General features: G+C 72.5%; 18 protein-coding genes. 10 read left to right on the top strand and 8 right to left on the bottom strand.

Annotated elements, in window-relative coordinates; genetic code table 11:
- On the bottom strand, nt 1-274 hold a 274-nt coding region (locus tag DEP02_RS35095), incomplete at its 3' end, for a hypothetical protein (protein ID WP_232839325.1).
- Nucleotides 275-469: 195 nt separating this feature from the next.
- Between DEP02_RS35095 and DEP02_RS29205 the strand changes: the two genes are divergently transcribed.
- Nucleotides 470-1,702 carry an aminotransferase class V-fold PLP-dependent enzyme gene (locus DEP02_RS29205; protein WP_112470674.1) on the top strand — a complete coding sequence of 411 codons (1,233 nt, stop codon included), beginning with the start codon at nt 470-472 and terminating at the stop codon, nt 1,700-1,702.
- Here DEP02_RS29205 and DEP02_RS29200 read toward each other — a convergent pair.
- Nucleotides 1,699-2,832: a hypothetical protein gene (locus DEP02_RS29200; protein ID WP_112470673.1), complete on the bottom strand. Its 1,134-nt coding sequence runs from the start codon at nt 2,830-2,832 to the stop codon at nt 1,699-1,701. The two genes, DEP02_RS29205 and DEP02_RS29200, sit on opposite strands and share 4 nt — an antisense overlap.
- Nucleotides 2,833-3,019: 187 nt before the next feature.
- Between DEP02_RS29200 and DEP02_RS29195 the strand changes: the two genes are divergently transcribed.
- Both DEP02_RS29195 and DEP02_RS35395 read left to right on the top strand, forming a co-directional pair.
- Nucleotides 3,020-5,233 carry an FG-GAP-like repeat-containing protein gene (locus tag DEP02_RS29195; RefSeq protein ID WP_232839324.1) on the top strand — a complete coding sequence of 738 codons (2,214 nt, stop codon included), beginning with the start codon at nt 3,020-3,022 and terminating at the stop codon, nt 5,231-5,233.
- 123 nt (nt 5,234-5,356) lie between these two features.
- Nucleotides 5,357-5,737, top strand: coding sequence for a DUF2511 domain-containing protein (locus tag DEP02_RS35395; protein ID WP_112470671.1), 381 nt, complete (start codon nt 5,357-5,359; stop codon nt 5,735-5,737).
- 134 nt (nt 5,738-5,871) lie between these two features.
- Here the strand turns inward: DEP02_RS35395 and DEP02_RS29185 are convergent, their stop codons facing one another.
- Nucleotides 5,872-7,029 carry an enolase C-terminal domain-like protein gene (locus DEP02_RS29185; protein ID WP_112470670.1) on the bottom strand — a complete coding sequence of 386 codons (1,158 nt, stop codon included), beginning with the start codon at nt 7,027-7,029 and terminating at the stop codon, nt 5,872-5,874.
- A gap of 207 nt (nt 7,030-7,236) precedes the next feature.
- On the opposite strand from DEP02_RS29185, the gene DEP02_RS29180 reads away from it, so the two are divergent.
- Nucleotides 7,237-7,887, top strand: a complete 651-nt coding sequence (locus DEP02_RS29180; protein WP_112470677.1) for a dienelactone hydrolase family protein — start codon at nt 7,237-7,239, stop codon at nt 7,885-7,887.
- 202 nt (nt 7,888-8,089) lie between these two features.
- On the opposite strand, the gene DEP02_RS29175 is transcribed toward DEP02_RS29180, so the two are convergent.
- The 3 genes from DEP02_RS29175 to DEP02_RS35610 form a co-directional block, all read right to left on the bottom strand.
- Complete coding sequence (locus tag DEP02_RS29175; RefSeq protein WP_112470669.1) at nt 8,090-8,833, bottom strand: class F sortase; 744 nt, start codon at nt 8,831-8,833, stop codon at nt 8,090-8,092.
- Nucleotides 8,834-8,966: 133 nt separating this feature from the next.
- The gene (locus tag DEP02_RS33180) at nt 8,967-9,728 is read right to left on the bottom strand and encodes a hypothetical protein (RefSeq protein WP_117434539.1); all 762 of its coding nucleotides are present in this window, start codon (nt 9,726-9,728) and stop codon (nt 8,967-8,969) included.
- A gap of 234 nt (nt 9,729-9,962) precedes the next feature.
- On the bottom strand, nt 9,963-10,229 hold the full coding sequence (locus DEP02_RS35610) for a MarR family transcriptional regulator (protein ID WP_332872011.1): 267 nt from the start codon (nt 10,227-10,229) through the stop codon (nt 9,963-9,965).
- A 237-nt stretch (nt 10,230-10,466) separates the two neighbouring features.
- Between DEP02_RS35610 and DEP02_RS29160 the strand changes: the two genes are divergently transcribed.
- From DEP02_RS29160 to DEP02_RS29150, 3 genes are all read left to right on the top strand, one after another.
- Nucleotides 10,467-10,682: an antitoxin gene (locus DEP02_RS29160; protein WP_112470668.1), complete on the top strand. Its 216-nt coding sequence runs from the start codon at nt 10,467-10,469 to the stop codon at nt 10,680-10,682.
- A gap of 137 nt (nt 10,683-10,819) precedes the next feature.
- Nucleotides 10,820-11,428, top strand: coding sequence for a hypothetical protein (locus tag DEP02_RS29155; protein ID WP_112470667.1), 609 nt, complete (start codon nt 10,820-10,822; stop codon nt 11,426-11,428).
- 230 nt (nt 11,429-11,658) lie between these two features.
- Nucleotides 11,659-12,573, top strand: coding sequence for an SGNH/GDSL hydrolase family protein (locus DEP02_RS29150; RefSeq protein ID WP_112470666.1), 915 nt, complete (start codon nt 11,659-11,661; stop codon nt 12,571-12,573).
- Between the two features lie 305 nt (nt 12,574-12,878).
- Here the strand turns inward: DEP02_RS29150 and DEP02_RS29145 are convergent, their stop codons facing one another.
- Both DEP02_RS29145 and DEP02_RS29140 read right to left on the bottom strand, forming a co-directional pair.
- Nucleotides 12,879-14,933, bottom strand: coding sequence for a SpoIIE family protein phosphatase (locus DEP02_RS29145; protein WP_112470665.1), 2,055 nt, complete (start codon nt 14,931-14,933; stop codon nt 12,879-12,881).
- 139 nt (nt 14,934-15,072) lie between these two features.
- Nucleotides 15,073-15,474 carry a hypothetical protein gene (locus DEP02_RS29140; protein WP_112470664.1) on the bottom strand — a complete coding sequence of 134 codons (402 nt, stop codon included), beginning with the start codon at nt 15,472-15,474 and terminating at the stop codon, nt 15,073-15,075.
- A 275-nt stretch (nt 15,475-15,749) separates the two neighbouring features.
- Between DEP02_RS29140 and DEP02_RS29135 the strand changes: the two genes are divergently transcribed.
- From DEP02_RS29135 to DEP02_RS29125, 3 genes are read left to right on the top strand one after another with little or no spacing between them, the layout of a single operon-like run.
- The gene (locus tag DEP02_RS29135; RefSeq protein ID WP_112470675.1) at nt 15,750-15,968 is read left to right on the top strand and encodes a hypothetical protein; all 219 of its coding nucleotides are present in this window, start codon (nt 15,750-15,752) and stop codon (nt 15,966-15,968) included.
- 23 nt (nt 15,969-15,991) lie between these two features.
- A complete protein-coding gene (locus DEP02_RS29130) occupies nt 15,992-16,852 on the top strand; it encodes an ABC transporter ATP-binding protein (protein ID WP_112470663.1) in 861 nt (286 codons plus the stop codon).
- Complete coding sequence (locus DEP02_RS29125; RefSeq protein ID WP_112470662.1) at nt 16,849-17,664, top strand: ABC transporter permease; 816 nt, start codon at nt 16,849-16,851, stop codon at nt 17,662-17,664. The genes DEP02_RS29130 and DEP02_RS29125 overlap by 4 nt, the downstream gene beginning before the upstream one ends.
- Nucleotides 17,665-17,675: the final 11 nt, after the last annotated feature.

Genomic DNA, 17,675 nt, shown 5'->3' with positions numbered 1-17,675 from the left:
CGGCCTCTCGGGCCCCGCGCCCGCCGTCGCCGCCCCGGCCGTCGGCCGGCGGGGCTGCCAGGGCTGCCAGGCGCTCGTCCAGTCCGCTGCCGCGAGCGAATTCCGCGAAAACGTCCAGACCGATCACCGACCAGCTCGGTACTTGAAAACCGGACGCGGTCAGTGCGTGGAGGTTTCTGCCCTTTCCGCCGGCCCATTCGGCGATTTCGGACGCATCGTCGGCGGGCGTGAGGACGCGTAGGCAAGGGTGACCGGATCCCGCGGTGAGCGACAACTGGATTCCCTCCGGAAGATTCTCTTCGGACCTCACAGAGAGGTATCACGGCGAGGTCGGCGAAAACCCCAGTACGGACCGTTCCGGATCTTTCCCTGAATCTTTTCGGCCATGGTTCAGGAACGAACAACCGGCCTCATTGAGTACCGTGTGTACGATCAACGATCGTTGATCACGCAATGAACGAGGAGCCACGTGAGCGAAACCGGTATCGCCACCGCACCGCGCCCACTGCTGCTGGACGACGGTCGGCCCGCCGCCGCGGCCTGGTCTCTCGACTCCGGCATGCTGCACCTCAACCACGGCTCCTTCGGCGCCGTCCCGTTGGTCGCACAGCGGCGGCAGAACGAACTGCGGGACGAGATGGAGCGCGCCCCCGTCGTCTGGTTTCCGCGTCTGCCCGCCCGGATCGCCGCCACCCGCGCCGAAATCGCGGACCATCTGCGGGTCGACGCCGAAGACCTGGCACTCGTGCCGAACGCGAGCGCGGGCGCCAGCGTCGTGTACGCCGCCCTGGCCGCACGCCCCGGCATGGACGTCGTCGTCACCGATCACGGGTACGGCGCCGTCACCATGGGAGCGGAACGGCTCGCCCGCCGCTGGGGCGGTCGGGTGCGCACGGCCCGGGTGCCGCTGGCGGCCGGCGCGGACGAGGCCTGCGGGGCGGTGATGGCCGAGGTGGACGGCCGGTGCGCGCTCGTCGTGCTGGACCAGATCACCTCGGCCACCGCCCGCGGCCTGCCGGTGGAACGCATCGGAGTCGAGCTGGCACGGCATGACGTCACGCTGCTGGTGGACGGCGCGCACGCGCCCGGGCTGCTCCCCGCCCCGTTGGAGGGACTGGTCTGCGACGCCTGGGTGGGCAACCTCCACAAGTGGGGCTGCGCACCTCGCGGCACGGCGGCCCTGGTGGCCCGCGGCCCGCTGCGCGAACACCTCCATCCGCCGATCGACTCCTGGAGCGCCGCGGAGCCCTTTCCCCACCGCTTCGACCAGCAGGGCACCCTGGACGCCACCGGCCCCCTGGCGGCGCCCACGGCACTGGACTTCGTCGAACGCACCTGGGGCTGGGAGACGGCCCGTCGCCACATGGACGAGCTCGCCGACTACGGCGCCCGCGTGATCGGCGCCGCGTTCGCCGGCCCGGCGAGTGCGGCGGAGGGCGTCGACGTCGGAATGCCCGTGCCGGGCATGCGTCTGGTCCGTCTCCCCGAGGGACTGGGAACCACCCGCCTGGCGGCGGACGCGCTGCGCGACCGGGCCACCGCCGAACTGGGGGCGGAGGCGGCCTTCACCAGCTTCGACGGGATCGGCTACCTCCGCCTGTCGGCCCATGTCTACAACACGCCCGCCGACTACGACCGCTTCGCCGAGTCCTGCGTCCCCGTCATACAGGACTGGGCGCACCGGGCCCGCACACGCCCCTAGCCGGCGTCCGCTCGCCACATCAGGGGCTCCGCTCCCCTGCCCTCGCCCTCGCCCTCGCCCTCGCCCTCGAACGACACCATCGCCGGGCGGTCGCCCCGGGGGAGCAGGTGGACGGTGCAGAGCGTGAGCCGGGAGCCCGGCTGCAGGCGGGTGCGGGGAGCGCCGCCCCGGCACTGGTCGATGCCCTTGCCCTCCCCGGTACGGGAGAAGGAGAGGTCGAGCAGCGAGAGCGGCCGCACCTCGCGGCCGCCGGCGCTGCGTACGCCGACGCCCTCGTCCATGACCGGGAGGAGCTCCTCCTCGCCGGTGTTGCGGTACTCGAGCGTCACGTACCACGGCACCGTGTTCTTCTGCGCGTCGCCGAGGTCGTAGCCGTTCAGATCGGCGAGCTTCCCGGCGCGCACGCTCTTCGGCGTGACCCGGAGGGGCACCGCATCGCCCTCGGTGGTGACGTCCTTCCACGAGGAGTCCGCGGTCGCGCCCGCCGGCAGCAGCGTGCCGCCGTTGTCGTCGCCCCTGCCGTCGCCGACCTTCCACAGGAGGGTGCCGCCGGTGTCGTCGGCGTAGGCGACGGTCGCGGGCCGGTGCCCCTCGGGGAGCATCACGAGTTGGCACACGGTGGCCGTGGCGCCCGCTGCGACCGAGGCGGGACCGGCCCTGTCGCAGTTGTCGGGAAGGGCGGAACTCGACTGGGTGGCCAGGGGGTTGGAGTTCCACAGAGAGATCGCCTCGCCGGGTGTGCCGTCGGCGAGGGTCACCGTGAACCGCGTCTGCGGGTCGGGCCGGCGCAGCGCCGCCGTGCCGGTGTTGGTGTAGCTGACGGTCAGGTAGTACGGGACCATGCCCTTCAGGTCCTCGCCCAGCCGTACGTGTTCGAGATCGGCCGCCGTGCCGCGTGCGAGCCGCTTGGGCGCGATCCGCAGCTGATGCGCCGTGCTCTGCGCGGTCCACGTCGCCTTCCGCGCCGTCGACTCCACCGGCAGTGCCTGGGCCTTCGCGGGCTTGCCCGTTCCCTTGCCGTGACCGGCGCCGGGCTCGTCGGAGTCCGAGCCGCTCGTCCCGCAGCCCGTCAAGGCCAGAGCGAGCAGTCCCCCTCCTGCGACGCCGGCGATCGTCTTCCGTATCCGCATGCGCACCCCGTGCTTTTTCGCAGTCCTGTTCACAACGGCGATCAGCTTACGTGCCGGGCCGCGATGCGCTGTGTGACATTTGGCCGGTTCCGTGCGCTGGGTAAGTGCCACCCGTGACGGGTGGGGTGTTCTGTGAGTCAGGGGTGGGGCATTGAGTCGCCGGACGAGGCGTGCGCGCAAGGGGTGGTTGGCCGGCGGGATCGTCGGCGTGCTCGGGGCGGGGGCCGTCACGTACGCCACCGCCTCCGCGCCGGACCGGCCACAGGAGCACGGGCGCGAGCCCGCCGTGCGCACCGTGCAGTTGGCGGATCAGGGAGCGGGGCGCAGGAGCCTGCCGCGGCAGGGCACGGAGCGCTTCAGCGCCGCACTGCTGACCTGGGACGACCCGCACGCCGAGCTGAAGGGGACGGCGGAGATCCGTGCCCGTTCGGCACGCACGGGCCAGTGGTCGCACTGGCAGACGCTGCCGAACAGCCGGTTCGAGGGGCGTACGGCCGGGGTGCGGGGCGGCACGAGCTCCGTGTGGACCGGTGACGCCGACGGCGTCGAGGTACGGGTCGTCCGGGGCGACGGCACGGCCGCCCCGGGACAGCCGACGGGTCTGAGCGTGATCTTGCTCGACCCCGGTACCGATCGCGGCAGCGGCTTCACCGCCGCGCGGCGCGCCTCGGCGGACGACGGCGACGGCACACCGGGCCGCGATGGCGCGGCCGGGGCCGCGGTCATCCAGGACACCGGCGCGGACAGCGACAACGCGCTCTCCTGCGCCGAGTCCCGCGCTCGGATGCGCACCCTCCGGCAGGAGTACCTCGCCCGCGGCTCCTCCGGCCTCGGCCGCCACTTCGTCGTCGACCGGTGCGGCCAGGTCTTCGAAGGCCGCGGCGGCGGCTCGGACAACGACACGGTCGGCATCTCCTGGATCGGCGACCACACGACCGCACGGCCCAGCCGCGCCGCGCTCGAGGCGACCGCACGGATCCTGGCCGGGACGTCCGGCAGGTACGGCGTCGATCCGGGGGCGATCGCGCTGCCGCGTCATCTGAGCGCCCAACTGCCCCGGATCGCGGCGCTCGTCAAGGCCCCCGGCGTCTCGCACGCCCCGCGCACCTCCGACTACGACGGGGACGGCGTCGCCGACCTGGTCGCCGGCACCCCGAAGGCCAACTCGGTGACGGTGATCCCGGGCGGCGTCGACGGCCCGGCCGTGGCATCGAGGCTGACGATCACCCAGGACAGCCCGGGTGTCCCCGGCTCCACCCGGCCCGGTGACGACTTCGGCGCCGCCGCCGCGTGGGGCGACGTCAACGGCGACGGCCACGCCGACCTCGCCATCGGCGCCCCCGGAAAGGACGACGCCGCCGGCAACGCCGACCGCGGCTCGGTCACCGTCCTGTACGGCCCGGCGCTGAACACCGGTTTCTCGTACACCACCTCGGGCGTCGCGGCGGCCGGGGCCAGGCTCGGTTCCGCGGTCGCCGTCGGCGACTTCGACGCCGACGGCCACGCGGACGTGTTCTCGGCCGGCACCGGCGGGGGCGGCACCTGGAACGTCCGGCCGGCCGGCGGCGCCACCACCTCCGGCAGACTCACCGCCGCCACGGGTCCGGTCGCCGACCTGGACGCCGCGACCGGCGACTTCAACGGGGACGGGTACGCGGACGTCGTCCTCAACTACCGTGACGGCGACGGCATCGGGTGGGTGGCGCGGTTCACCGGATCGGCGGCCGGCCTCACCGGGGCAGGCCTGGAGCCCGTCAGGGGCGGCCGCTCCGTCGCGGCGGGCGACATCAACGGTGACGGCTACGACGACCTCGTCGTCGGCCGGCCCCGCCCCTCCGAGTCCGGCGGCACGCCAGGTGGCCACATCGCCGTGCTCCTCGGCTCGGCGGAGGGCCTGACCACCACCGGGATGAAGACCATCCACCAGGACGCCGTCGGCGTGGCCGGCGCGGACCGGTCCGGTGACGCCTTCGGCTTCTCGGTCGCCGTCGGCGACTTCGACGCCGACGGCCACGCGGACGTCCTGGTCGGCGCCCCCGGCGAGGACTTCACCCGCGACGGCGTCGACCGCGCCGACGCCGGTCAGGCCACACTGCTCCGGGGCACCCCCTCGGGCCCGACCGTCAGCGGATCCTTCACCCTCTGCCAGGACACCCCCGGCATCCTGGACGCCACGGAGAAGGGCGACAGATTCGGATCCTCCGTCTCCCTCACCGATCTGTCCGGCCACGGGCGCGCCGGTCTCGTCATCGGGTCGGAAGGCGAGGACGCGGGCGACGGCCTCCTGCTGTACACGCCCGTCCACAGCACCGGCTTCGGCCTCGCCCGGACCGTCGCGCTGCGTGGCACCACCCTGGGCACACCCGCCGGAGCCCGCCTCGGGCGGATACTGGCGCCCTGACGCCTCCACACCGCAACAGACCGTCACGATCCCATCACGGGATCACTACAACCCCTGGCCAGAACGGTCACAGCGCGGATGATGTCGGTTACCATCCGTACCATCGCTCCCCTGGGGTGAACCATGCGTATCCGCGTCACCGCTGCCGCGGCCGCCGTCTCCGGCGTTCTCGCCCTGACCGCCTGCACCAGCAGCGCGGACACCTCCGACAACCGCTCCGACAACGCCAAGCCCGTCGACAGCGCCGAGGACACCGGCGAGCCGACCGGCCACATCACCGAACGCACCGTCAAGCCCTGGCCCTTCACCGTCGCTTCCGGCACTCTCGCCTGCAGCGGCCAGGCCGTCACCTTCACCATCGCCGAAGGGACCTACGGTCTCAACGACACAGCCCAGCGAAAGCACCCCGCGCCCGACCCGATCTGGGCCGACGACCCCGACAACCCGGGCAGCCGGATCCCCCTCACCGAGGTGATCGGCAAGGGCCTGGAACTCTGCAAGTAACCCGGGCGACGAGAGGGTGCTGAGCGCGGGGGACCCCTGGCTCAGCGGCGCACCGCCCGTACCCCAGGGTGGTGGCCGCCCCGGCCGGCTCCGCGACGGCCGAGGCCCTCTCCCTCGCGAGCCCGCGAGCCCGGTCAGGCCGGCCGCTCTCCGTAGACACGGTGGGACTCGGCGTCGGCCCACTTGACGTCCAGGCCGAGCCCGGGGCGGCCCGTGTCGGGCCGCAGGGCGCCGCCGGCGGGGGACAGCGTGCCGTCGAACATCAGGTGCTCGAACCGGACGTGGTCGTGGAAGTACTCCAGGTGCCGCAGCCGGGGCACGGCGCAGAAGGCATGGGCCGAGACCGCGGGGGCGCAGTGCGCGGACAGGTCCAGGTGACGGGCCGCCGCGAGGCCCGCGACCTGCAGTACGCCGGTGATGCCGCCGCAGCGGGTGACGTCGGCCTGGAGGCAGTCCACCGCGTCCGCCTCCACGAGGTTGACGAAGTCACGCAGGGTGTAGGCGTACTCCCCCGCCGCGATCTCCAGCCGGGCCGGTCCGTTCCGCCGGAGCAGCCGCAGGCCCTCGATGTCCGCGGAGCTCACCGGCTCCTCGAACCACCGCACATCCCATTCGTCCATGAACCTGTACGCCCAGTACAGCGCCTCCTTGCGGCCGAGGGCGCCGTTGGCGTCGGTGAAGAGCTCGGGCGCGTAGCCGACCGCCTTGCGGACCGCGGTCAGTCGCTGCGGGTCACGGTCCGGTTCCCGCGAGGTCTTCAGCTTGACCCGGGGGATGCCCTGTTCGACCCAGCCGGTGAGCTGGTCGGCGAGGCGGCCCAGGGGGTAGTTGGTGAAGCCGCCGCTGCCGTAGACGGGGACCCGGTCGTGGTAGGCCGGGAGCGCGTGGATCAGCGGTACGTCCAGCAGCCGGGCCTTGAGGTCCCACAGCGCGATGTCGGCCGCGGAGACCGCCATGGCTCCCACCCCGGGCCGGCCGGCGTTGCGGATCCGCCGTCCCATCAGCTCCCACAGGGCCGGCGGCGCGGAGGCGTCCCGGCCTTGGAGCAGCGGGGCGAGTTCCGAGGACAGGAAGGCGGCGGCCGACACGTCCCCGTAGGTGTAGCCGATGCCGGTCCGTCCGCCGGCGTGCACCCGGACCAGAACCATGGTGGTGGAGTCCCACTCCAGGGTGCCGTCCTGCTCCTTGCCGTCCGGGCCGTCGGTGGGGAGCTCGAAGGCGTGCACGTCGACGGCGTCGATCCGGCACTCCTTCAGTACGGGCCCGGCAACCTTCTCGCCCTGCTCCTTCATGATGTGACGTACTCCCTCGGACGCGCGCCTGTGTCATCACCTGTGGGTGACCCTCCGTGGTTCCGCCCAAACGGTGCGTCGCTCTTCCCCACCCGCACGGCGGGCTGGGGGCCGGCCGGGTTCCCGCCGGGGGGATGGGTACCCGGCCAGAGGTCCGAGACGCCACGGGCCTTGCGGTCCGACAGCCGGAGGGAGCAGGTGATCTCCGTGATCTCTGAGACGGTGTCGGTGCCCGCCGACCGCCTCACGTTGTCAGGTGACTTCGTGGTTCCCGATTCGCCCCGGGCGACCGTGCTGTTCGTGCACGGTGTGCACACCTCCCGCCAGGACCCTGCCGCGCGGTCCGTCGCCGCCGAGCTGCACAGGGCCGGATTCGGCACGCTGGCCGTGGACCTGTTCAGTGAGACCGAGGGCCGGCGGCCCGAGGCGATGAGCGAGCAGCGTGTCGACCTCGACATGCTGGGCCGCCGTCTGATCGCCGCGGTGGACTGGCTGGGGATACAGCCGGACGCCCGGACGCTCCCGGTGATCCTCTTCGCCGCCGGGGCCGAGACGGCCGCCGCCCTGATCGCGGCCGCGGCGTTGCCGGAGGAGGTGCTGACGGTGGTCTCATGGGCCGGACAGCCCGAACTGGCGGACGATTTCCTGGGGCGGGTCCGTGTGCCGGTGCTGTTCGTCGAGGGCGGTGAGGACCCCGAGGATCTCCGCTCGAGCGAGCGGGCCGCCGAGCGGATCGCGGGCCCGCACACGGTGCGCGAGGTCCGGGGCGCCTCCCACCGGCTCCAGGAGCCGGGCGCGCTGAGCCGGGCCGCCGCGGTGATCGGGGAGTGGTTCGCCGAGGTCCACCGGCCGGCATGAGCCGGGAAGGCCCGTGGGAGGCCCACCGGGGGAGGTCCGCGGAGAAGACGTTCCTGCCCCGGCGGGTACGGCGCACAGGTCCGGTGTGCCGGTACGGACGCAGCCGCGCCGGTGGCGGAGGCCGTTCCCCGGCCCGCATCCGGGTGGCGCCCTCTCGCCGAGGGCGCCTGAGCCGCCGTACTCCGTGGCGCTCCCCTCGGTGTCAGGCGGACGTGCTCGAGTCGAGGTGGGCGAAGACGACCACGTTGGCCTGGTAGTCCTGGCGCGCGCGGTCGTAGGTGCCGCCGCAAGTGATCAGGCGCAGCTCGGGGGACGGGGTGTCGGCGTAGACCTGGTCGTCGGGGAAGTCCGCCTTGCTGAAGGTCTCCACGGAGTCCACCTCGAAGCGTGCGACGGTGCCGTCGGCGCGCGTGATGTCCACGAAGGCTCCGGGCTTGAGCTGCCCCAGCCCCGCGAACACCGCGGGACCGGTCTTGGTGTCGAGGTGGCCCGCGACGATCGCCGCTCCGTGCTCGCCGGGGGACGCCCCGCCCTGGAACCATCCGACCAGGTTGGTGTCGTCCGGCGGTGGCGCGCTGAGGTGTCCGCTCGCGTCGAGGGACAGCTTGGTGAACGGTGCGTCCACGGCGATGTCCGGGATCGAGATCCGGGTCGGTTCCGACCTGGACAGCGCCTTGTCGTCGGCGCCGGTGTCCGCGCCGGCGTCCGTACCGGTGTCCGCACCGGCGTCGGTGCTCGCGGTCGGTGTGGCCGACGGGGGCCGGTGGGAGGCGACTGCCGCGGGAGGCGGATACCTCAGGGGCGTCATGGGGTTGTCGACGGACTGGTGGATGAGCACGAGGCCCAGCCCGACCATTGCCGTGGGCCACAGCAGGCGGAGCCGGCGGCGACGTCTTGCGGACCTGGTCCCGCACTGCTGTGTCGGAGGCGGAAGCTGGGAAGTCATGGACGGTGCCTTTCGGTCACGAGGTGGCGCCGATGACGCCCGACGGTTCAAAGACCGCTGTCGCGGTCTGCGTCGTCCTCCGCTGGAGTGGACGCAGACCGCGACAGCACAGTGATGGGCAACAGCGGCCCGGTCAGGCCACGGAGGAGTCCGCCGCCCGGCGGCGCCGCAGCATGTACGCGCCGGCTCCCAGGCCGCCGAGCACCAGCACGCTCCCGAGGGCGAGGGTGTCCGTCGACTGCGCCAGTCCGCCGCCACCGGCGTGGACGCCGCCGTGCGGCCTCTCACCGCGCCGGCCCTCTTCGCCCTTCCGGCCGTGGTCGCCACGGTCGTGGTCGCCACGGCCGTAGCCGCCCTCTTCCTTGCCTTCCTTGCCCTTGCCTTCCTTGCCGTTGCCGTCACGACCGTTGTCGTCACGACCGTTGTCATCACGGCCGTTGTCGTCACGACCGTTGTCGTCACGACCGTTGTCGTCACGACCGTTGTCATCACGACCGTTGTCATCACGGCCGTTGTCATCACGGCCGTTGTCGTCCTGGCTGCCACCGTCGGTGGTCGTCATGGCCAGGGCTCCGCCACCGGCGTGGACGCCGCCGTGCGGCCTCTCACCGCGCCGGTCCTTGTCGCCCTTCCGGTCGCCGTGGTCACCACGGTCGCCGCGGTCACCACGGTCACCACGGTCGCCGCGGTCGCCGCGGTCGCCGCGGTCACCACGGTCGCGACCGCCCTCTTCCTTGCCGTTGTCGGAGTCGTCGCCCCGGGAGTCACTGACCTGAGACACCTTGGCCTGTGAAGGCGGCAGCACGGACGCTTCCACAGCGCTCGCGACAGGCGCGGAGAGCGCTACAGAGGCGGCCAGCGCCGCGGAGGTGAGCAGAGTACGGGTGATACGCATGGGTGTTCCTTCCGTCGCGACTACGAGAGCCGGCCCAACGCCCACTCAATCGGGAATCGCAGGTGCGACGTGATCACCTTCAGCCGATTTCTGACGGCCCACCACCGGAGCGCCGCATTCGGATGACGGCGCTTCACCCCATACGTCCGCGCGGGCGAACAACGGGAGGCGATTACGGCCGAACAGCGTGGTGATGACGGTCGGACAGAAGCGGAGGGCGTATCGAACGCCCTGTCAGTCGATCTCCTCGCGCAGCGCCGCGGCACGGCCCTGGCCGGCCGGTTCCACCCGTACGGCTCCGCGGTCCTCGGGGGACGGCACGCGCCGGACCAGTCCGGTCTCCTCCATGCGGTCCACCAGGCGGGTGACGCCGCTGCTGGTGAGGGTGAGGTCATCGGCGAGATCGCGCTGCGAGACCGCCTCGCCGGGCTGCCGGCAGGGCCGGACGAGTGTTGGCGGCCCGGGGCGGGCCTGGTCGCCCCGCCGGGTCGCGGCACCCACCCGCCTGTGTCCTCTCCCGCCCGCGGAGCCCCGCCCGCGCCTTGCGCGCACCTGTCCGCCCGGCTCGTTCGCTGCCGCCTTCGCGGAGTTCACCGGTCGGCTGAAGGACAATCTCTCCTTCCCCCCACCCGACTTACGCGGGTCGGATGCTCAACTCACCGCACCCCGCCGCCATGCCGGTCAACATGAGATCATGCTGCTGACCAGCCTCTGCTCCACGACAGAAGAGGACGCCTGATGTTCGGCAAGTTGAAGGACCTCAAGAACCTCACCCACCTCAAGGACAAGGTGGGGGACATCGCCGAGGTCCACGGCGGGAAGATCTCCGAGGGGCTGGAGAAGGTCGGCGACTTCATCGACGACAAGACGGGCAAGAAGCACAGCGGCACCATCGACACCGCGGTCGACAAGGCGCAGGACCTGGTCGAGAAGCTGGGCGACAAGAAGGCCTGAGGCCCGTGCCGTGTGGCGGGAACGAACAACCGGCTCGGCTCGTCCGTAGTATCTCTGCGCACGTGTCTCTGCTCGGGGTCACTGTGCGACCGGTGCTCCCCCGCGCCGTCATCAGCCAACGAGAAGGGGCCAAGGCCATGTCCGAGAGTACGACGGTCACCGACCTGGCATCGCAGTACGCCGCTCAGGTCGCCGGCGACCTGGAGCAGAACCTGAAGGAGCAGGAACGTATCAGCGCCGAAATCGCCGCGCTGCAGGACCAGTTGGCCACGCTGCAGCGCGATCACGGCGTGCTGGTGAACATGCGGCAGGCGCTCGGCATGACGGCGTCGTCCGTGCAGCCGGCGGACGGCGCGAGCGATGCCGCCGTGCCCGCCCCCCGCAAGAAGGCCGCAGCCAAGTCCAGTACCACCGGGCGGAGTTCGGACAAGGCGGGCGGCAAGCCGACCGCCAGAAAGCCCTCGGCCAAGGCGTCCGCAGAGAAGACGGTCCGGCCCACCCTGGTCGAACTCGTCCGCGGCCACCTCGGCGAGCAGCGCGAGCCGCGCTCCGCGGCGGAGGTCGCCACCGCCCTGGGGCAGGCCCATCCCGACCGTCGCGTCAGGACGACCGCCGTACGGTCCACCCTCGAAGGCCTGGTGGCCAAGGGCCAGGCGCAGCGCACCAAGCAGGGCACGTCGGTGTTCTACACGGCCTCCGACGCCCCGGAGCAGGGACAGTCGGAGCCGGAGCCGACCGACGGCTGAAGCCTCCGTGTCCCACCTCGACGGCACGAGTGACCGGACGGCCGCCGAGGTGGGGACGCGCCGACAACGCGGTCGCCACAACATCCGGGCCGCCGCCTGCCGGACGGCGGTGGAGGCGGTCGCCGCCATCGACCGGCACGGCTCTGGCCCCGAGGACATACCGAGCGGTATACAAGCTCCGTCGAACGTGCGACGACAGTGATGTCCCGGCACAGGGGGAGGAACCGACGGTGAGTGACAAGGACGCGGGTGGGGCGGCGAGACGGCGTCGGTGGCCGGTCGTCGTGGGGACGGTGCTCGGCGGGTGTGCTCTCGTGGCCGGTGCGACGACGCCCGCCGCGGCGCACGGGGGGAAGGCCGGCCGGGTCACGCACTATGTGGCCCTCGGGGACTCCTACACCTCGGGCCCCGGCATTCCACGGCAGGTCGACGCCAACTGCGCGCGCTCGGACAGCAATTACCCCTCGATCGTGGCGGTGGAGCGGAAGGTCGCGACGTTCAGGGACGTGAGCTGCGGCGGGGCGACGACCGAGGAGATGTGGAAGCCGCAGGGCACCAATGACGCCCAGCTCGACGCGGTGCGCCGGAACACCGACCTGGTGACGGTCCAGATCGGCGGCAACGACATCGGGTTCGGCTCCATCATCTCCACCTGCGCCCGTCTCGGCGCCCAGCAGCCGACGGGCGACCCCTGCCGGCGCCACTACGCCTCGTCCGGCACCGACCAGTTGACGCTGGACATCGCACGGACGGCCCCGAAGGTCGACCGGGTGCTGCGGGCCGTGCGCGCCAGGGCGCCGCACGCCCGGGTGCTGGTCGTCGGCTACCCGGCCCTGCTGCCCGACGACGGCAGCGGCTGCTTCCCCTCGGTGCCGTTCGCCTCGGAGGACTTCCCCTATCTGCGGGACACCGAGAAGCGGCTGAACCTGATGCTCGGCATGGTGGCCGCCTGGAACCGTGCCGAGTACGTCGACACCTACGGGCCCACGCGCGGCCACGACATGTGCAAGTCCCCGGCGGACCGCTGGATCGAGCCGTTGCAGCCGGCCTCGCCCGCGGCCCCGGCCCATCCCAACGCCAAGGGTGAGCAAGCCATGGCGCGTGCGGTGCTGAAGGTACTGGGCCAGGGGCGCGGACGCGGCTGAGTCCGGCCCGGCGGGCGTGCGGCGGGCCGGTGGGTGTCCTGCCGCACGCCGAAGTCCCCCACGGATCGGGGAGACCGGGTCGCTCTTGGACGGCACGGTGTCCGTTCCCGGGGCGGGTGCGTCGCGGAACGGCCGTGCGGTCGCATCGACTTGCCCCTCGGGCCGAGGCCCGGGGATTTGGGCCTTCCCCACCGGAGTCTGTTCGGACAGGACCGCGAAACGGGTGAGTCCGAGGCCGACGGTCCGGTCGGTGTCGGGCAGGACTTCGGACACGAGGATCCTTCACGACCGGACAAGGACGCCGCTCACCGCATGCGGGCCATGAGGAGGGCGACGTCGTCGGGTTCGTCGGGGTTGCGCAGCGCGTGCAGCAGGTAATCGCAGGTCTCATCCAGGGGGCGCGGGGGCCCCGCGAGGAGCCGCAGGAGAAGGTCGAGCTGCGCGTCCAGGGGGTGGCTGCGGGTTTCGACGAGGCCGTCGGTGTAGAGCAGGAGGCCGTCTCCGGGCTCGACCCGCAGCTGGACGGTCCGGGAGTGGATCTGGCCCACGCCGAGGGGCACGTCGGTGGGGACGTCGAGGAACTCCGGGGTGCCGCCGGCGGGGAGCAGTACCGGTGGCAGGTGGCCGGCGGCGGCGACGCGGCAGCAGGCTCGGTACGGGTCGTACACGGCATAGGTGCAGGTGGCGAACTGCTGCTCCAGGTCGCCGGTGATGTGGTCGAGGTGGCGCAGGAGCTCGGCGGGGTCCATGTCGAGCGCGGCCAGGGTGCGGGTCGCCATGCGCAGCTGGCCCATGGTGGTGGCCGCGCTGGTGCCGCTGCCCATGACGTCGCCGATGACCAGGGCCGTCTTGTCGTGGGGCAGAGGGATGACGTCGTACCAGTCGCCGCCGATGCCGCAGATGGACGAGGCGGGCTGGTAGCGGCAGGCGGTGTCCACGCCCGGGCGGTGCGGGGGCTTCTGGGGCAGGAGGCTGCGCTGGAGGTTCTCGGCGGCCTGGCGCTGGTTCTGGTAGTAGCGGGCGTGGTCGATGCTGACGGCCGCGCGGGAGGCGAGTTCGAGGGCCAGTACGGCGTCGTCGTCGGTGAACGGCACCGGGTTGCGGCCGCGCGCCAGGCCCAGGGCGCCCAGCACGTGGCCGCGCGAGATGAGCGGGACGGCCATGCAGGAGTGTGTTCCGGCCCGGGCGAGGACGGCGGCGGCGTGTGCCGGGGCGACGCGGGCCAGGTCCTTGCCGGTGAGGTGCGGGGCGAGGGCCGGCCGACCGGTGGCCATGCACTGGGTGACCAGGTGGTCGGGGTCGTAACGGGCGAGGTGCCCGGCGGGGACGGACAGGGCCTGCACGCCCTGGGCGGCGAGCGCCAGTGTGCGGATGGCGGCCGGGCCACTGGGTGCCCAGTTGCGGTCACTGCCCCGCAGTACGGCGTCCAGCAGGTCGACGACGGCGAGGTCGGCCAGCTCCGGCACACAGCTCTCGGCCAGTTCGTCGGCGGTGGTCTCCAGGTCGAGGGTGGTGCCGATGCGCGCCGAGGCGTCGGCGATCAGGGCCAGGCGGCGCCGTGCCGCGGCGGCCTCCGTGGACGCGCGGTGCTCCTCGGTGATGTCCACGAGTTCGACGGCGAGTCCGAGCACCTGCCCGGCGCTGTCCTCGAGCCGGTAGTAGGAGACCGACCAGGCGTGGTCGTGGCCGCCCGGGTCGGCGGGGGTGGGCGCCACGGCGAACTGGTCCAGCAGCGGCTCGCCGCTGTCCAGTACGCGGCGCATCGCGTCCTCGACCGGAACGGGGTCCATGAAGTCCAGCACCTCGTGGACGGACCGGCCGATCTGCCGGTGCGCCGGCCGGCCGTTGATGCGCTCCAGGGCGGGATTGACCACCAGGTACCGCAGGTCGGCGTCCACGATCCCCAGCCCGACCGGGGACTGCGCGAACAGATGCGAGGTGAGCGCCAGGTCGCGCTCCGCGCGCTTGAGGACGGCGTGGTCGACGGCGATGCCCAGGGCGTAGAAGTTCCCGTCCTCGCCCTCCAGCCGTACGTTGCGGAACTCCACCAGGCGGGTGCTGCCGTCCTTGTGCCGAACGGGGAAGGCCCCCGCCCAGCCCGTGCCCTCGGCCATCACCCGGGCGAACAGCTCCTTGACCAGCTCCCAGTGCCGCTCGTCGACCATCAGCCTGGCCGCGTACCGGCCCAGGGCCTCGTGGGCGCTGTAGCCGAAGATCTGCTGTGCCTGCGGGCTCCAGAAGACCACGCGCCCGTGCGCGTCCAGGACCACCGCGGAGACGCTGAGCAGGTCCAGCAAGCCGCCCGACGGAGCCGGACCCGCGTACCCGGTGCTCTGCCGGAGGACTTCGTCAGGCCTCACCGCCGACGCCTCCTCTCGGTCGCCACCGGTTCCTGCCCGCTCCCCACCATGGTCCCTCACCCGGGCCCGGTCGGCAGCACAGCGGACCGGGCGGTCCTCGCGGGCGGCCCGCTGCACGGCCCTGCCGGCGAGGGGGCCGTCACAGGCGCGGAATGCCGAACCAGTCCTTCGCGTCCTCCCCCGTGACCGCGATCAGCATGACGACGCCCATCACGGCACCGGCGCTCCACGCGCCGTGGTGTGCCGCCGCGCCGACGGTGCCGCCCGCGACGACCAGCCGGGCGACGACGACCGCGACGACGCGGACGCCGTTGCCGCCGTGTCCCGTCCTCACCGCGGTGAGGAGCGACAGCGTGGCCAGGACGGCGAAGGGGAGTGCTGCGAGGAGGAAGAGGGACACGGCCGGCTCGCCGAAGGCGCCGCTCACCACCGTGGCAGCCGCCACCGTGAAACGCAGGGCCATGAACCCGCTGACCGCGCTCACCAGGAACAGCATGACGCGGACCGCCCTCACCGGGGCCGGCATGGCGCGTACGCGCATCGCTCCCCCATTCGGTCCATCCGGCGATCACCGTCCGGGCGGCAGGGTGCCCGGCTCCCAGGTGGCGGTCAACGGCGAAGTGTTACAAGGTGCGGAAATGTGACCTCGACCACGCCGGCGCCGGGCAGTGGGTCGTCCGCGGTGACGGCGTCGGCCGCCGGGCGGCGGTGCGGGCCACGAGGGAGGCACGGCGTGCCGGCCTCGGCGTACAGGTGCCGGTCACGTGCCGCGCGCCGCCCGGACCGGATCGGCACCCCGTGATCAAGGAGAAGGACATGCCCATCGACACCGTCGAGCGATTCCTGGCCGCCCTCGACCCGCGCCACCGGGAACAGGTCCAGGGGCTGCCGCGCGAGGAGCGGGAAAGGCTCGCCGAGGCCTGGGAGACGGAACTGCGGCAGGACACCGACCTCGACACGCTCAGCGAGCTGTCCCCTGCCGCGGCCGAGAGCGAGGCGGCGGCACGGGTCGCGAAAAAGCTCCTGGAGAAGTGACTGGAGAAGCGAGAGGACACTTCATGATCGAGGCCCATTCCCTCACCAAACACTACGGCGAGCGCATCGCCGTGGAAGATCTCAGCTTCACGGTGCGTCCCGGTACGGTGACCGGTTTCCTCGGGCCGAACGGGGCCGGCAAGTCCACCACGATGCGGATGCTCCTCGGACTGGACGCGCCCACCTCGGGCCGGGCCGTGGTCAACGGCAGGAGCTACGCCGGGCACCGGGCGCCGCTGCACGAGGTGGGGGCGATGCTGGAGGCGCGTGCCGTCCACACCGGGCGCAGCGCGTACCACCACCTGCTGGCGCTCGCCGCGACCCACGGAATCTCCGCGCGCCGGGTGAACGAGGTGATCGACCTCGTGGGCCTCCCCGCCACGGTGATCCTCGACGAGCCGGTCAACGGCCTCGATCCCGAGGGCATCCTGTGGATCCGGAACCTGCTCAAGGCACTGGCCGCCGAGGGGCGTACGGTCCTGGTGTCCTCGCACCTGATGTCCGAGACTGCGCTGACCGCCGAGCACCTGATCGTCATCGGACGCGGCCGGCTGATCGCGGACACGTCGGTGGCGGAGTTCACCGCGCGGGCCGCCGGGGATCTGGTGCGGGTGCGCACGGACCAGGCGGAGAGGCTGCACGCCCTGCTGGCCGGCCCGGACGTGACCGTCGCCGCGCAGGAGGCCGGCGTGCTGCTGGTGACCGGGCTCAGCAGTGAGCGGATCGGGCGGATCGCGGCCGACGGCGGCGTGGCGCTGGCCGAACTGACGCCGCAGCAGGCGTCGCTGGAAGAGGCGTTCATGGAGCTGACCCGGGACGCCGTGGAGTACCAGGCACCGGCGGCGCAGCTCGTCGGCGCGGGTGGCGAGGGGCGTACGGCATGACGACGGCAACGGTGATTCCCGAGGCGGAGCGGGGTCAGGTCACGCAGCTGCGGGTGATCCGCTCGGAGTGGATCAAGCTGCGGTCGCTCAGGTCGACGCTGTTCACGCTGCTCGCCGCGGTCGTCGCGATGATCGGTCTCGGCTTCCTGTTCAGCTACTTCACCGCGGAGCGCTGGTCGAATCTGCCGCCGCGGGAGCGGCTGGCCTTCGATCCGACGCTGGTGAGCCTGCGCGGCTTCTTCCTGGCGCAGCTGGCCGTCGGCGTGCTGGGGGTGCTGGTGGTCGGCGGTGAGTACGCCACCGGCATGATCCGCGCCACCCTGTCCGCGGTGCCGCGCCGGCTGCCCGTGCTGTGGGCCAAGGCGCTGGTGTACGCCGTCGTGGCGTGGGTTCTGATGACGGTCGCCTCGCTGACCGCCTTCCTGGTGGGGCAGGCCGCGCTGTCGGATCACCATCTGCAGACCTCGCTCGACGCTCCGGGCGTGCCGCGCGCGGTGCTGGGCGCCGGTCTGTATCTGACGGGTGTGGCCCTGATCGGGGTGGCGCTCGGGGCGCTGATCCGCAACACCGCCGGCGGCATCGCCACCCTGTTCGGTGTGCTGCTGGTGCTGCCGGTGCTCGCCCAGGCGCTGCCGTCGTCGTGGTTCGACGCGGTCGACAGGTACCTGCCGAGCACGGCGGGGCAGGGCCTGCTCCACGTCCAGCAGCAGCCGCACACACTGGCGCCGTGGACCGGGTTCGCGCTGTTCTGTCTGTACGCGCTGCTGGCGCTGGCCGCGGCGGCGATCGCGCTCAGGCGGCGGGACGCCTGAGCGCGATCGCC

It is taken from the genome of Streptomyces triticisoli (assembly GCF_003270085.1).
Classification (GTDB): domain Bacteria; phylum Actinomycetota; class Actinomycetes; order Streptomycetales; family Streptomycetaceae; genus Streptomyces; species Streptomyces triticisoli.
This window is presented reverse-complemented; position numbering and strand designations above follow the sequence as displayed.

Coding starts and splice junctions, on each gene's coding strand:
- DEP02_RS29200 (WP_112470673.1), bottom strand. CDS start 2,832: ATGCGGATACGGAAGACGATCGCCGGCGTCGCAGGAGGGGGACTGCTC.
- DEP02_RS35395 (WP_112470671.1), top strand. CDS start 5,357: ATGCGTATCCGCGTCACCGCTGCCGCGGCCGCCGTCTCCGGCGTTCTC.
- DEP02_RS29185 (WP_112470670.1), bottom strand. CDS start 7,029: ATGAAGGAGCAGGGCGAGAAGGTTGCCGGGCCCGTACTGAAGGAGTGC.
- DEP02_RS29175 (WP_112470669.1), bottom strand. CDS start 8,833: ATGACTTCCCAGCTTCCGCCTCCGACACAGCAGTGCGGGACCAGGTCC.
- DEP02_RS33180 (WP_117434539.1), bottom strand. CDS start 9,728: ATGCGTATCACCCGTACTCTGCTCACCTCCGCGGCGCTGGCCGCCTCT.
- DEP02_RS29160 (WP_112470668.1), top strand. CDS start 10,467: ATGTTCGGCAAGTTGAAGGACCTCAAGAACCTCACCCACCTCAAGGAC.
- DEP02_RS29155 (WP_112470667.1), top strand. CDS start 10,820: ATGTCCGAGAGTACGACGGTCACCGACCTGGCATCGCAGTACGCCGCT.
- DEP02_RS29140 (WP_112470664.1), bottom strand. CDS start 15,474: ATGCGCGTACGCGCCATGCCGGCCCCGGTGAGGGCGGTCCGCGTCATG.
- DEP02_RS29135 (WP_112470675.1), top strand. CDS start 15,750: ATGCCCATCGACACCGTCGAGCGATTCCTGGCCGCCCTCGACCCGCGC.
- DEP02_RS29130 (WP_112470663.1), top strand. CDS start 15,992: ATGATCGAGGCCCATTCCCTCACCAAACACTACGGCGAGCGCATCGCC.
- DEP02_RS29125 (WP_112470662.1), top strand. CDS start 16,849: ATGACGACGGCAACGGTGATTCCCGAGGCGGAGCGGGGTCAGGTCACG.